We start from the raw sequence: 16,517 nt of genomic DNA on the forward strand, positions 1-16,517 counted from the left end.
AATCGAGTGGAACATTTTAGTGAGGGGATAATACAAAGTATATTTGGTAAGCTTTGGGTTGGTAAATTTTTCATCACTAACAGGCAATTAAAAAATGTTTCAAATTTAACATTGCCACTTCAATAGTTAAGCAGCAAATTTTTATATTGCGGATTGTTGAGAGGTGAGGAAAATCACAAGGGATTCGAGATAATTTAATTGATAGCTCGATCGCCTTGGTGCATGATCGCGTTATGATTAAAATCTCTCTCCGTCCAATCCAAGCTATCTGCCACGCACCCATGAGGAGAATTTTGCCGATATTACTGGGTGTGGTGGTTACTGTTGCAGTATTATTTTTGTGGTATCAGCTTTCAGTACAAGAAAAACTATACATTGAAGAGTTAACTCGTGCTGAAGCTACCACAATTGAAATGAATCTAACCCATGAACTAACAACTCGAATCCGCGCACTTCAGCGGATGGCAAAACGATGGGAAAATGGCAATGGAACACCGCGAACAATTTGGGAAGATGACGCAGCAGCTTACCTAAAAGATTTTTATGGTTATCGAGCGATCGAATATATCGACCCTTCATATCATGTTCGCTGGATAGTACCATTAGCAGGAAATGAAGCAGCACAAAATTTAGATCTCACTCAAGAACCACGTCGCCACATTACTTTAAAAGTAGCGCAGGAACTCCGTCAACCAATTATTACCGGAACTATTGACTTAGTTCAAGGAGGAAAAGGATTTTTAGTAAGCGTGCCTTTATTTGTGAGCGATCGCTTCGATGGTTTTATTTTAGGAGTTTTTCAAATCCCCGATCTATTCGAGGGAGTTTTAACTAAATCCCAAAATTACAACGTGCAAATATCCGATCGCAACCAACTAATTTACAACCAAGGTATCCAAGCGCAAACAAACCTGAAACAAACCGTCACAGTTCAAGCTTATGGGGTTAATTGGCAAGTTGAAGTTTTCCCCAATGTAAAATTATTATTTCCGAAACATTCACTATTACCAACAGTTGTATTAATTACCGGATTAATTTTAGCTTGGTTATTGGCAATAGTCGTATATTTAATTGAAGTGAGCTATTACCGAATTCGCCAAGCTCAACAAACCAATCGACAGTTACAACATGAAATAAACCAAAGAAAAAAAATAGAAAGAGCCTTAGAAATTTCTCAATCTCGATTTGCCGGGATTTTAGATATTGCCAATGATGCGATTATTTCAGTCGATCGAAGTCAGCGAATTACCTTATTTAATCAAGGGGCGGAGAAAATTTTTGGCTATAAAACCCAAGAAATTTTAGGAAAACCTTTGACTTTATTATTACCCGATCGCTTTGCCAACTCTCACGAGCAACACATTAAAAATTATGCTGAGAAACCCGGAGGAACAAGACAAATGTTCCAGCGAGGTGAAATTTTTGGACGGCGAAAAGATGGCACAGAATTTCCCTGCGAAGCTTCAATTTCTAAACTGAATATTAACGGTGAAATTATCTTTACCACTTTTCTTCGGGATATTACCGCCAAACAACAAGCAGAAAAAGCTCTGCGGGAAAGTGAAGCTACCAAACAAGCAATTATTGAAGCAATTCCAGATTTACTAATTCGGATGCGCTCGAACGGAGATTATTTGGATTTCATTGCTAGTAATGAGTTTAATATTTTTCAGCCCGATTGCGATCGTCACGGAGTCAATTTATATGGCATTTTACCCCGAAAATTAGCAGAAATGCGAATGCACCACACACAAAAAGCTCTGCAATCTGGCATCATGCAAATTTACGAACATGAAATTTTTATTAAAGATACACTACGTTACGAAGAAGTGCGAATCGTGCCATTATTGCCAGATGAAGTATTAATTATGGTGCGGGATATTACCGATCGCAAGCAAGCCGAAGCCGACTTAAAGCAACAAAAAGAAATGTTTCAGACGATCGTTAATCATATTCCAGTGATGATTTCCATGTTTAACTCCGAAGGCAAAATTGAATTTATTAACCCGGAATTAGAAAAGGTTTTAGGTTGGTCACAGGAAGAATGTCAACAACGAGATGTTTTGTCTGAATGTTTTACCGATCCAGTAGAGTATCAACAAGTTTTACAACACATGATGTCAGCTAATGGCAAATGGAAAGATTTAAAAACATTAACTGCAACTGGAAAAGAATTAGAAACAACTTGGGCAAACGTGCAACTTTCTAATGGTTATTTTTTAGGAATTGGACAAGATATTAGCGATCGGAAACGCAACGAAATCGAACTACGAAAAGCAATGGAAGCCGCCGAAGCCGCTAACTTAGCCAAAACCATTTTCCTAGCTAACATGAGTCATGAATTACGCACCCCACTAAATGTAATTCTCGGCTTTACTCAAGTATTAACACGCGATCCTTCTCTAACTCTTAGTCAAAGAGAAGACTTACAAACAATTCGCCGCAGTGGAGATTACCTACTCAGTTTAATTAACGATGTTTTAGATCTTTCCAAAATAGAATCTGGGCATTATACCCTCGAAAAAAGCGAATTTGACTTAATTGCTATGCTCAATTCTCTCAAGAGTATGTTATCTGAAAGAGCTAGTTCTAAAAGATTAAAATTAGTCTTTAATATTTCGCCAGAAGTACCCCAATTTATCATTGCTGACGCACAAAAAATTCGGCAAATTTTGCTGAATCTCCTCAGTAATGCCATTAAATTTACCAACAAAGGTAGCGTAACTTTACAACTTACAGTTAAGCAGGAAGAAGATAATAACTCAAAATTATGCCTTCAATTTCAAGTAATAGATACAGGATTAGGTATTGCAGATGAAGAATTAGAGACAATTTTTGATGCTTTTGTGCAAGCGCAAGCCGGAAGAAATGCTACTAATGGTACTGGTTTAGGTTTAACTATTAGTCGCAAGTTGCTGCAATTAATGGGAGGAGAAATTTCTGTAAGGAGTATTTTGGGAGAGGGAAGTACATTTACTTTTACTCTTCCGGTAACTCGAAGCAACGCAACTAATTTAGAGTTGGAAAAGAGCGATCGCTTAATTATTGGCTTAGCTCCTAATCAACCTCAGCGGCGAGTTTTAGTAGTTGACGATCGACCAGAAAATCGCTTGCTGTTAGTTAAATTACTCATTCAACTAGGTTTTGCAGTTCAAGAAGCTAGCAACGGAAAAGAAGCAGTAGAAATTTGGCAAGAATGGCAACCCGATTTAATTTGGATGGATATTCGGATGCCGATATTGGATGGATATGAAGCAACTAAACAAATTAGGGCAATGGAAACTGAACCAACTAGTATTATAATTGCCCTTACTGCTCAGGCTTCCCATAGCGATCGAAACCTCGCCCTAGCCGCAGGTTGCAATGACTATATCAGCAAACCATTCCGAGAGGAAACATTATTTCTGAAAATGAAGGAATATTTGGGTTTAGAATACATTTATGCAGAACCGCAATCTACAGAAAATCAAGAATCTACTGTCTTTGATTCATCAGAAAATCAAACTTTTTTGGATGGGTGCGATCTACAAATACTAAATTCATTGCCTGAAGAATGGTTCACTGAAATGGAAAATTCTGCCGTCTGTGGAGACGATGTTGCCGTTACAGAACTGATTAACCAACTTCCGCCAACAGTATCTAAATTGGCTATTTACTTAAAGAAGTTGGTAGATAATTATGAATTTGAAGAAATTATTCAAGTACTTTTAACCCTTTCTTCTGCCAAGGGTTCATTATGACTACCTTACTTAAATCCCCATCTGAAATAAATATTTTGATTGTAGATGATAACCCTGACAACTTGCGCTTGTTAGCCAAAATGCTGGAGTTACAAGGTTATATTGTTCGCAAATCCTTAAGTGGAAAAATAGCATTACAAGGTGTACATCGCCATCCACCGGATTTAATTTTGCTCGATATTAATATGCCAGAAATGAGTGGCTACGAAGTTTGTCAACATTTAAAATCGTCAGAAGTTACCCGCCATATTCCGATTATTTTTATTAGTGCCTTGGATCAAATAAATGATAAACTCCGAGCATTTGAAATGGGAGCACAAGATTATATTAGTAAACCTTTTCAAGAATTGGAAGTATTAGCCAGAATTAAAAATCAATTATTAATTCAACAACAACAGCAACTTTTGTTGGAACAAAATCAACAGTTAGAAAAAGAAATTAAAGAACGGGAGCTAATTGAAGCCAAAGTCCGACATTTAAATACGAATTTAGAAAGAAGTGTGCAAATTCGCACTTTACAATTACAGCAATCTTTAAACTTTGCTGCTACATTAAAGCAGATTTCCGATCGAGTGCGAGATTCTTTAGATCAAAATCAAATTTTAAAAATGGCAGTGGAAGCATTAGGAGTAGCGTTAGAAGTTAATTCTTGTGATGCTGTACTTTATCATCCCGATCTCTTAACTTCCATGATCCGCTATCAATGGATACAACCAGGATTCAATTTTACTCAAGAACAATCATTTTATCTCTCAGATTTTCCTGAACTTTATGAACAATTAAAACAAAAATATTGTTTTGCTTTCTGCCAAATTGAGTCAGCAAAACATTCCAATTATTCAGCGATTCTCGCCTGCCCAATTTTTGACAATCAAGTAGAAGAAACCGGAGTTTTAGGCGATTTGTTTTTATATAAAAATACTGGTTCAAGTTTTGGGGAAATGGAAGTTAATTTGGTGGAACAGGTAGCGAATCAATGTGCGATCGCTCTCCGCCAAGCCCGCCTTTACGAAGCTGCACAAGCTCAAGTTCAAGAACTGCAAAGACTCAATCAACTAAAAAATGAGTTCCTCAATACCATTTCTCATGAATTACGCTCTCCGCTTGCCAACATGAAAATGCTGATTCAACTATTAGCAACCTTGTCAAATAAAGAAACTGATTTGACAGCAGTAAATCACCAATTATCGACTAAGAACCGTCAAATTTTCCAGTATTTGACAGTCTTACAAGAAGAATGCGATCAAGAACTTAACTTAGTAGAAGACTTGTTAAATTTGCAACATCTGGAAGCGGGAACTTATTACCAACAACTCGCAAAAGTTAACCTTGAAGATTGGATTCTCCATATCGTTGAACCTTTTGAAATTCGCACCCAAAATCACCAACAAGAATTTAAAGTTAATCTTGCCCCCAATTTATCAATAGTGAATTGCGATACATTCAGTCTCAGTCGCGTAATTACCGAACTATTAAATAATGCTTGTAAATATACTCCTGCTGGTGGTTCAATTGCGATCGAACTGAACATCTTTCAACAGGAAATAACTCAACATGAAGCTACTATTTCTCTAATTAATCAGTCCTCCTGGCTGCAAATTATTGTCACTAATACAGGAGTAGAAATCCCACCCGCAGAGCTTCCCCGAATCTTTGATAAATTTTATCGCATCCCGCAAAACGATCCCTGGAAACATGGTGGCACAGGTTTAGGATTAGCTCTAGTAAAAAAATTAATCGAACAAATGGGCGGGAAAATCATCGCCAAAAGCAGCAACAATCGCACTCAATTTATTGTTCAATGCCCAGTCAGCTGTTAGCTTGGTAGCTCAAATATTTGTAGAGACGTTATATATAGCAATTCTCATGACGGTGAGGTATACGTATTGTAGGGGCGGGTTTAGCTGAAATCCTTGCTGTGTGAAAGATATACCAATCAAAACCCGCCCCCAAATGTACCGCATCCAAACGAGAAACGCTATATAACGTAGAGACGTTATAGGTAATCAAACAGAGATTATATTAAACGATTTCTTTCATCCGTTGCCGACTTTCGATCGCGGGTTCGCTAAACATGAAGGAGTAGAAAAATCCGGCTAATATTGCTCCTAAAATTGGTGCAACCCAGAATAACCAAGTTTGGGCTAATAGTTCCGATCCGGCAAATATAGCAACACCTGTGCTGCGAGCCGGGTTGACAGAAGTATTGGTTACAGGAATACTAATTAAGTGAATTAAGGTCAGTCCTAAGCCAATGGCAATCGGCGCAAAACCAGCGGGAGCACGATGATCGGTAGCACCTAAGATAATCATCAAAAACATGAAGGTCATTACTACTTCAGTAATGAAAGCTGCTAACAAACTGTATCCGCCCGGAGAGTGCGCCCCAAAACCATTGGTAGCTAGGGGATTAGAACCAGAAAGCGTAAAACCTGCTTTTCCACTAGCAATTAAATAAAGTAATCCCGCAGCGATCGTTGCGCCAATTACTTGAGAAGCAATATAAGGTAGAAGTTCGGAACCAGGAAAACGCTTACCTGCCCATAATCCAAAAGATACTGCTGGATTCAGGTGACAGCCAGAAATGTGCCCGATCGCATAAGCCATTGTCAACACTGTTAATCCAAAAGCTAAGGAAACACCCACAAACCCTAGCCCTAGAGGAAATAAAGTACTTTCACCAATTTTAGCTCCTTCGGCAGTGAAGCTGGCAGCTAATACTGCGCTACCACAACCACCTAATACCAACCAAAAAGTACCCATTAACTCAGCGATACATCGTTTTGTTAGAGTCATTATGATAAATCTCCTTGGCTTTGCCAGATTTTTACTGAAGCCTTTTATTTTGGGTGACATTGTACAAGTAAAAAATAAGAAAATTATATGAATCGGATTGGAATTGGCGATTAATCTACTAAACCCGCACGGAGAGCTACTACTGCTGCTTGGGTGCGATCGTTTACATTTAACTTGTTAAAAATATTTCGCAGGTGAGTTTTGACTGTCCCGATCGTCAGATAAAGTTTTTCCGCGATTTCAGAATTAGTGTTTCCGTGGACTATTAATTGCAAGATTTCCAATTCTCGTTTAGTTAAAGGATGTTCTTGTAAAAACAGATGATACTCCAACACGATCGATCGAATTTTCACTGTCTTGCTGCTACTAACGGTAGATTGGTCTGGGTGAATATGGGACTTCATTAACTCACCCATCTCCCAGTCAGTTTGGCGTAATTCAACCTGGGAGTTTTGGTTTAAATGCTCGATCGCTAGTAAAGGGAGACTGCTGTTCACTTCCATAATTCTCAAAATCTGGGTTTCTCAGAAAATTAGGTAAAATTACTGTAAATCTCTGTCATTACCGCTGATTATTTTTACAGCCGTGATTCTATCAAACTTTTTTGAGAATGTCAGGTAATCTTGATATTATCACCGCAGATGTCTTAATTAGCTAGTGTGGTGGGGTAAAAATAACCAATCAATTGACAGTCAATTGCAACAGGTAATGCGTTAATTTTACCAACCTTTTGTCTGCTTGCACTAGTACAAATTTTCCTCACACATCTGTTTTTACCATGACACTCGAAAATAAATTTACATTCGTAGCTTTTCCAGTCCATAAACAAATTCAGGTTAATTATTTTTAGAATATAGAATATAAAAGTAAAGAAATTATAAGAACAAGGTAAAGCCCGTAAAATAATATAGTTTTCTTATAAAGTGGTAGTAAAAGACATTGAATAGACAAATCTCTGTTCTGGTTTACATCTTAGACATAATCCCTTATCTAGTATGAAAATTTTATTAGTAGAGGACGATCCATTTACAGGTGAATTGCTTTCAGCAACACTCAAAACTCACCGCTACATTGTGGAACTAGCAACAGATGGTCAAATAGCATTGGAATTAGTCAATGTATATAATTATGATTTAATAATTCTTGACGTACAGATTCCTACATTAGACGGAATTAGTCTCTGTCGCCAGTTACGCTCTTCTGGATGTACAACCCCAATTTTAATTTTGACAGCCAAAGGCTCAAATGATGATATTGTCACAGGTTTGGATGCTGGAGCCGATGACTATGTGGCTAAACCCTGTGAGCCAGCCCAGCTATTAGCAAGAATTCGCGCTTTATTGCGCCGGGGAAATGCCAACTCTTCAGCAGTAATTTTAACCTGGGGAGATTTGTCCTTAGATCCGGCTTCAGCGCAGGTGAAATATCAGGATAAAATTGTTCAATTGAGATCTAAAGAATACAGTCTTTTAGAATTATTTTTGCGCTATCCACAAAGGGTATTTAGTCGCAATGCGATTATCGATCATTTGTGGAAAATTGATAATTTGCCAACCGAACACGCTGTTACTAATTTAATTAAAGATTTACGTCGCCAATTGAAAGCATCTGGCATGAAGGAAGAATTTATTGAGACAGTTTATGGATTAGGATATCGGGTGAATAAAATATCGATTACAGAAGAGAAAGTTAAGGAAGAAACAAAAGAGAAAACAGGCGAAATATACATGAATCAATTAGAAACTGAATCAGTAGCAATGAATCAGATTTTTGCACATTTTCGCTCCACTCTGGAGCAGCGGTTGAAAATTTTGGCAGAGGTAGTTCCAGAACGATCGCCCTACCGACAAACTACCCAATCGCAGATTAGTCCTGAACAACAGAAAAAAGCTAAAGAAGAAGCTCATCGATTAGCGGGAAGCTTAGGAACTTTTGGCTATCCGAGAGGCTCACAAATAGCCAGTGCGATCGAACAACTTTTAATCGGAAAAACATTTGCAGAACCAGAAATCTCTCAATTCTCTCAACTATTAATAGAATTAAAGCAAGAATTAACTAACCCACCGCAACCTTTGGAAAATATTATAGAATCAAGTTTAACACCACAAGTACTACTAATTGGAGAAGAAACAGAGTTTTTCGATCGCTTAATTACCCAAGCTTCCCTTTGGGGATGGCAAATTCAGTTATTATCAAATCCATCAACAATAACATTACAACAAATAGCTAAAGCTCCACCGATCGCTATTATTTTATGGCTCGATACCTCACCCTTAAATTTAGATCGACTATCCTTACTGTCGGAAATCAAACAAGAGTTTCCCTCAATTCCTTTAATTACTTTGGGGAAAGAAGACAACTTAGATACCCGTGTACAACTAGCTCGTCTAGGTAGCGAAAGGTATATTGTACAACCAATCACTCCGAATCAAGTATTTGAAGTAATTTCTCAATTACTAGTACCAAGTCAAGAGAAAGATGCCAAAATAATCGCTGTAGATGACGATCCGATCGTATTAAAAACTTTAACTAATGTACTGCAACCTTGGGGAGTGCAAATTACTTGTTTGGATAATCCCCATCAATTTTGGGATGTGCTAAAAACTACCGATCCTGACTTATTATTATTAGATTTAGAAATGCCAACTTTTAGCGGCATCGAACTTTGCCAAGTAGTGCGCCAAGATCCCAAATATGGAGATTTACCAATTTTAGTAGTAACGGCTCACACCGATCGCGAATCAACCCAAAAAGTATTTGCTGCTGGAGCCGATGATTTAATTAGTAAACCAATTATTGGGCCAGAATTAGTTACTAGAGTTATCAGCCGCATTGAGCGATCGCGTCTACGTCAACAACTAAATCACATCCATCAACAAAAAGCCGCTATTTGGCAACAACAAGCCAGAATCGATCCATTAACCCAAATTCCCAACCGTCGAGCTTTCCAAGAATATTTACAACAACAATGGCATCAGCTAATCCCAGAATCGGAAACTTTATGCTTAATTATCTGTGACGTAGATAATTTTAAATGTTACAACGATTTATATGGACATCCAGCAGGTGATATCTGCTTAAAACAAATAGCTCAAACAATTCAAGAATCTATTAAACCTTCCGATCTAGCTGCTCGTTATGGCGGAGAAGAATTTGCTGTTATTTTACCTAAAACTAGTCTCGATGGAGCCTTGCGTGTTGCTCAAAGAATTCAACAGAAAATCACTCAATTAAAAATTCCTCATGCAGGTTCCTCAGTTAAAGACTATGTAACTATTAGTATGGGAATTACAGGAAAAATTCCCACGGCAGATAAATCTTTTGATTCTCTAATTGCGATCGCAGACGAAGCATTATATACTGCCAAAAAACGAGGACGAAATACATATTGTTTGTGTCCTTTATAGCTTAGGAAGCAGCGGGATGAGGAAGTTTTTGGTTAATAAGTTTTATCGCCCCTGTGTTTCTCTGCCACCCCAGCCCTATGTAAAAATATTAATGTATGCCAAAGTTTCATTTTCTCAAAGATCGGCGTTTTATGAGGAAAATTCCCTTACATTGGGTGCTAGTTGTGCCTTTTGTGTTGCAAACTGTGGGAGCAGTGGCATTAGTCGGTTATTTTTCTTACCGGAGTGGACAAGAGGCAGTTGAGGATTTAGCAAACAGGTTGTTGGAGCAGGTATCGCAACGAGTTAGCGATCGCCTAGACAGATATTTACAAACCCCACAACAAATTGTGGCAATAAATCATTTAGCAGTAAAGCAGGGAAGTCTTAATACCAAAAACTTTGAGCACCTACGACAACATTTATGGCAACAAATCAGCCTGGAATCTTTACTTTCACTGAATGGCTTTTGGAGTGAGGAAGGAGACGCGATCGCTTACGGGCGGATTTTCTCAGAACCAGAGCGCCAATATGCTAGCCAGCTGACAGGCAAAAACTTGACTCTGGGAAGAAAGTTTTTTGGCAGAATCAACAAAGTTAATCCGAGTCAGCGCCAGTATTATGCGATCGACTTTAGCGGACAGCCAAAAAAACTAGGCTATTCGATGACTGATGTAGATTTCCGGCAGTTGCCTTGGTATCAGCAAGCAAAAGCCGCCAAAAAACAAATTTGGTCTCCAATTTCTGTCGGTCGAGTTATACCTTTTTTACAAATACAAGCATTGGCTCCCACTTATAATGCCGAAGGAAAATTTCTAGGAGTTTTTCAATCTGTTTATTTCTTATCGGATCTCAGTACATATTTGCATCAACAAAAATTTTCTCGATCGGGAGAGGTATTTATTATTGAACGTTCAGGGGATTTAGTGGCTAGCTCCACCTTAGAAACCCAATCTATTAAGCAAATAAAGGAAAACCCCCAAAAAATATTAGCAATAAATAGTCAAAATACTCAAATTAGAGGAGTTGCTCAAAAGTTAATTCAGAAATTCGGTAGCGTGGAAAATTTTCCCACTGCCAAACAACTGACTTTAGTCATTAATAATCAACTAAACTTTGTCCAAATAACTTCCTATCAGGATAATTTTGGACTCGATTGGCTGATAGTGGTAGTTGTGCCAGAGTCCGATTTTATGAGCAGTATTTATGAAAACCTTTGGCGCACAATTTGGTTATGTGGATTGACTTTTTTCGGTACAACTATTGCCGGAATTCTTAGTGCTTATTATATTGCTAAACCAATTCGGCGATTAAGTCGCATGAGTCAGGCATTAGCAGCAGGAAATTGGCAAAAGGTTAAGCCAGAAGATAGCCTGATTCAAGAAATTTCTGTACTAGCAAAATCTTTCAACTGTACTGCTGAACAATTGCAACAGTCTTTTGAGAAAATTAAAACGGCACTGCAAGAATCGGAAGCAAGATTTACTAAAGTGTTTCGCACTAGTCCAGATCCAATATCAATTAATCAGCTGGAAGATGGCGGAACTTATATAGAAGTAAATGATAGTTTTCTCCAATTTAGTGAGTATAGCCGAGAAGAAGTGATTGGGAAAACGGCAAAGGAACTAAAACTAAGTGCTGATTTACAACAGGATATAATTCTTGATCGACTCTTACAAAAATATGGGCGGGTTGAGGGATTTGAGTTTCATTACCGCACTAAGTCTGGGAAAATGGGAATTAGTTTATTGTCGATCGAACTAGTAGAATTAGACGGTAAACTACAAGTTTTGAGTATTGGTAAAGATATTACCGATCGCAAACAACTAGAACTAGCATTGCAAACTTCTCAAAACAAACTTAATGATATTCTTAATAGTGCGAAAGCTGCAATTAGCAGCCTTCGAGTAGATATCGATAGCAATTGGGGAATTAACTATATTTCCGCTGGTTGTGAATTCATTTGCGGTTATACAACCTCAGAATTACAAGCAGATAAAAACCTCTGGGTAATGCGGATTTTTCCCGGAGATTGGGAAGCAATAGAATCTCAAGTATTTGCTGATATCTTTGCCCAACGTCAAGGAACTTACGAATATCGGTTTTACCATAAAGATGGTAGTTTACGTTGGATTTCTCAAACTAATACTTCTCGCTGGGATAGAACTTTAAAATGCTGGATTGTTACAGCTGTTTCTTTGGATATTACCGATCGCAAAATCACCGAAGAAAGACTCCGCAAAACCGAACAATGGTTACATCACTATAGCAATCAATCTCCTAGTGCAATTTATACTCTGGTTGAAGAATTGGATGGGAGTGCCTGGTTTGAGTATGTTAGTTCAGCAGGAGCCGCAATACACGAACTCACCGTCACCCAAGTTCTCGAAAATCCTCACTTATTATTTAGTCAGTTCCATCCAGACGATGTTGCTAACTACAATAATGCAGTCGCTAGGAGTAAGGAAAATTTAGAAGTTTTCTCTCATGAATGGCGGATTATTACATCTTCCGGCAAACTCAAATGGTTACAAGCTAATTCTCAACCAGAACGACGTAGCAATGGTGCGATCGCTTGGCATGGCGTAGTTATAGACATTACTGAACGCAAACAAGCTCAAGAAGGTTTACGCCAAAGTGAAGAAAGATTCCAACAATTAGCCGCAGCTTCCCCAGGCGTAATGTATACTGTAATCGAATATCCTCATGGCCCTATATCTTATGAATATTTGAGCCCAATATTTGAAGAAATTCATGAAGTCTCAATAGCAGAAGTTCTTCAAGATCCCACAATTGTATTTAAACAAATTCATCCAGACGATCGAGACGGTTATCAACAAGCTGTCAAAGAATGTTTGGCAAATTGGACAGCATTCAAATATCAATGGCGGATTATTACACCTTCAGGAAAAATTAAATGGATTCAAGCAAATTCTCGACCACAAAGACGAGAAAATGGTGAAATTGTTTGGCATGGTGTAGTGTTGGATATTACTGAATCCAAACAAGCCCAAGAAGCTTTACATCAAAGTGAAGCCAGATTCCAAGAAATCGCTCGTACTGTTAATCAATTCTTCTTCGTGCGATCGACAGTAACCGGGGAATATCTTTATGTCAGCCCAGCTTATGAAAAAATTTGGGGACTGTCTTGCGAAAGTCTTTATCAAAATCCAGATTCCTGGTTAGATAGTATACATCCAGAAGATCGGGATTTAGTTTTAGCTTCCATTAACCAAAAATCCCCAGGTCAAATCAAGCACGAATATCGCATTATTCGTTCCGATGGCGAAATTCGTTGGATTAATGCAGAAGTATCCCTAGTGCAAGATGAAGCAGGAGAACCTTTGCGAATTGTCGGATTAGTTGAAGATATTACCGATCGCAAACTCACCGAAGAAAAACTCCGTAAAACTGAAAAATGGCTCAATCAATTTAGCTATTCCTCCCCTTCTGTTATCTACACTTTAGTTAGAGAAACTAATGGTTCATTCTGGTTTGAATATATTAGTTCCGCCTGTGAAACAATTAATGAAGTCACAGCAGAACAAGTATTAAAAGATGCTTCTTTAATTCTGGAACAGATTCACCCAGAGGATATTTCCGGTTACGCTGCTGCGGTTAATAAAAGTGCCGAAACATTAGAATTATTTAGTCATCAATTTAGAAATACTACTCCTTCTGGCAAACAGAAATGGTTAGAGGCAAACTCTCAACCAGAACGGCGCAGTAATGGTACAATTGCTTGGCATGGCGTTGTTTTAGATATCACAGAACAAAAGCAAACAGAACAAGCTTTACAACAAGCACTACAACATATTGATACTCACTTTGAGGAATGTCCCTTAGCAATTTTGCAATGGGATCGAGATTTCCGCATCCTCCGCTGGTCAAAACAAGCAGAAGTCATTTTTGGCTGGACTGCGGAAGAAGTACAAACTCTTTCTTGGCAACCAAAACAGCAAGTCGAGAAGCAAAAAAGCTTTTTTACTCAAAATTCCGAAAATCAAAATGAGAACTTAGAATTCTCTGGAATCTCAATTCCTTGGAAGTTTGTTTATGAGGAAGATATCGATCGCGTTAATACCGAAATTACTCCATTGATGAAGGGATTAATTTCTAGTAAAGCGGTGCAAAATCGGAATTACACCAAAGATGGTCGAGTAATTATTTGTCAATGGTATAGTTCCGTAGTATTTGATGATTTGGGTAATTTAATTTCTGTGCTTTCTTTTGCTCAAGATATTACCGATCGCCAACAGGCAGAATTGGAACTAAAACAACAGAAAGAACTGCGAGAAACTATTTTTAATGAATCTACAGATGCGATTTTTTTGGTCGATCCGCAAACCCGATTAATTCTTGATTGCAATCGTCGCGCCGTCGAATTATTTGAAGTAGAAAGCCAAGCTGACTTGATTGGTAAAGAAGGTCGAACTCTTCAGCGTTACCCTTTTACTAAAGCAGAACTTGATGAAATTACTCAGGAAATGCAGCAAAAGGGTTTTTGGACTATGGAGTTAGAATACCTTTCTCGCCAAGGGAATTATTTCTGGGGTAATATCGCTGCTAAAACTGTACAAATTGCCAATCAAACCATTAATTTGGTAAGGTTGACAGACATTAGCGATCGGAAAAAAATTGAAGCAGCTTTAGTGGAAAGCGAACAAACAAATCGGGCATTGGTGCAGTCAATTCCTGACTTATTAATTCGCATGAGTCGCAACGGTACATACTTAGATATTCGAGCAAGTGAAGGAATTAAGTTATTTAACTCGGAAACAGTACTCGTGGGAGCTAATATTTTCGATATACTACCTCTAGAAATTGCCCAAGAACGCTTCGGTTTAATTCAAACTACATTAGCCACTGGTGAAGTGCAAGTTCAAGAATATCAACTAGAAATCGCCGAAGAAATCCGTCATGAAGAAGCTAGAATAGTTCCCTGTGGCGTTGATGATGTATTAATAATTGTCCGCGATGTAACCGATCGCAAACGCATTGAATCCGCCTTACGTGAAAGCGAAGAAAGATTTCGCCGCTCTTTTGATGATGCCGCAATTGGCATGGCATTAGTTACTTTAGATGGCAGAATTTTACAAGTAAATCCTACCCTTTGTGAAATTACAGGTTACAGCCAAGCCGAACTTTTAGGCACTTTTTTCCAAGATATTACTCACCCAGATGACTTAGAAGCAGATTTGGAATATATGCGCCAGATATTGGCAGGAAAACGCCGGACTTACCAAATGGAAAAACGCTATATCAATAAATCTGGGCATTTTGTTTGGTGTCTTTTGATTGTTTCAATAGTTCAGGATCAACAAGGAAATTATCTTTACTTCGTATCACAAGTTCACGATATTAGCGAACGGCGAAAAATTGATAGAATTAAAGATGAATTTATTTCGATTATCAGTCATGAATTACGAACTCCCTTAACCGCAATTCGCGGATCTTTGGGAATTTTGGAAACCGGAATTTTAAACAATCGCCCAGAAAAAGCCCAATATATGTTGCAAGTAGCAGTGAAAAATAGCGATCGCTTAGTCCGGTTAGTTAATGATATTTTGGATTTAGAAAGATTGGAATCTGGAAAGGTTCAATTGGTTATGGAAAACTGCCAAGTCGAAGATTTAATGCAGGAGGCAGTAGAATCTGTACAGGCGATCGCTAATGAAGCAGGAATTACACTCAAACTGACTACTTTGAAGGCAGAAATTTGGGCGGACCCAGATGCGATTATTCAAGCTTTAACTAATTTACTTAGTAATGCAATCAAGTTTTCTCCAACTCATAGTACGATTTGGATCGATGCCCAACTTTATAACAATGAACCTCTAATCAAGGAAAAAGTCCAATTTGAGTTCGATCGCTGCCCGCTTCCCACTCCACATATCTTATTTCAAGTCAAAGATCGAGGAAGGGGAATTCCTGCGGATAAGTTAGAAACAATTTTTGGCAGATTTCAACAGATTGATATTTCCGACTCTAGACAAAAAGGCGGTACTGGGTTAGGTTTAGCTATTTGTAAGAGCATTGTACAACAGCACGGAGGACAAATTTGGGTAGAAAGTACTTTAGGTCAAGGTAGTATATTCTTTTTCACATTACCCATAACGAGGACAGAAACATGACCAAACATCTTTTAGTGATTGACGATGAACAAGACATTCGCGATGTTGTTAAAGTTTCTTTAGAAGAATTTGCAGGTTGGCAAGTGGAAACTGCTAACTCAGGCAAGGAAGGTTTACAAAAAGTAAAAATAGGCAAATGGGATGCAATTCTTCTAGATGTATCCATGCCTGATATGGATGGATTTTCCGTATTTGAGCAGCTGCAAGCTAACTCAGCAACCAAAACTATTCCAGTGGTGTTACTAACAGCAAAGGTTTTACCTAGCGATCGTCGCCGCTTCATGGAAATGGGCGTAACCGGAGTAATTACCAAACCTTTCAATCCCGTTACTGTCTGGAATCAAGTAGCAGAAATTCTCCAATGGTGAAAACTTTTCTCGAAATCTTATAAATTTCTTACCTTTTTCCTTTAATTTGAAAAGTAACGGTTCTTTCAAATCTACATTAAAACTGTTAACAAG

General features: G+C 38.1%; 6 protein-coding genes and 1 pseudogene. 5 read left to right on the plus strand and 2 right to left on the minus strand.

Going from position 1 to position 16,517, the window contains the following annotated elements:
• Positions 1-233 precede the first annotated feature (233 nt).
• Positions 234-3,740 (plus strand): PAS domain S-box protein, encoded by a 3,507-nt coding sequence (locus tag ACE1B6_RS29715; RefSeq protein ID WP_413260915.1) that lies wholly within the window; start codon positions 234-236, stop codon positions 3,738-3,740.
• The gene (locus tag ACE1B6_RS29720; RefSeq protein WP_413260916.1) at positions 3,737-5,560 is read left to right on the plus strand and encodes a hybrid sensor histidine kinase/response regulator; all 1,824 of its coding nucleotides are present in this window, start codon (positions 3,737-3,739) and stop codon (positions 5,558-5,560) included. The genes ACE1B6_RS29715 and ACE1B6_RS29720 overlap by 4 nt, the downstream gene beginning before the upstream one ends.
• A gap of 202 nt (positions 5,561-5,762) precedes the next feature.
• Here ACE1B6_RS29720 and aqpZ read toward each other — a convergent pair whose 3' ends face one another.
• Positions 5,763-6,536, minus strand: coding sequence for an aquaporin Z (gene aqpZ, locus ACE1B6_RS29725; protein WP_413260917.1), 774 nt, complete (start codon positions 6,534-6,536; stop codon positions 5,763-5,765).
• Positions 6,537-6,646: 110 nt separating this feature from the next.
• Positions 6,647-6,922 (minus strand): annotated as a pseudogene (locus tag ACE1B6_RS29730) (response regulator transcription factor); the annotation flags it as partial.
• A 609-nt stretch (positions 6,923-7,531) separates the two neighbouring features.
• Here ACE1B6_RS29730 and ACE1B6_RS29735 point away from each other — a divergent pair.
• The 3 genes from ACE1B6_RS29735 to ACE1B6_RS29745 all read left to right on the plus strand — a co-directional run bounded on the left by ACE1B6_RS29735 (position 7,532) and on the right by ACE1B6_RS29745 (position 16,424).
• Positions 7,532-9,943: a response regulator gene (locus tag ACE1B6_RS29735; RefSeq protein WP_413260919.1), complete on the plus strand. Its 2,412-nt coding sequence runs from the start codon at positions 7,532-7,534 to the stop codon at positions 9,941-9,943.
• 95 nt (positions 9,944-10,038) lie between these two features.
• Positions 10,039-16,056, plus strand: coding sequence for a PAS domain S-box protein (locus tag ACE1B6_RS29740; protein ID WP_413260920.1), 6,018 nt, complete (start codon positions 10,039-10,041; stop codon positions 16,054-16,056).
• Positions 16,053-16,424: a response regulator gene (locus ACE1B6_RS29745; RefSeq protein ID WP_413260921.1), complete on the plus strand. Its 372-nt coding sequence runs from the start codon at positions 16,053-16,055 to the stop codon at positions 16,422-16,424. The genes ACE1B6_RS29740 and ACE1B6_RS29745 overlap by 4 nt, the downstream gene beginning before the upstream one ends.
• Positions 16,425-16,517: the final 93 nt, after the last annotated feature.

The sequence above is a fragment of the Floridaenema fluviatile BLCC-F154 genome, from assembly GCF_041929135.1.
Lineage (GTDB): Bacteria > Cyanobacteriota > Cyanobacteriia > Cyanobacteriales > Aerosakkonemataceae > Floridanema > Floridanema fluviatile.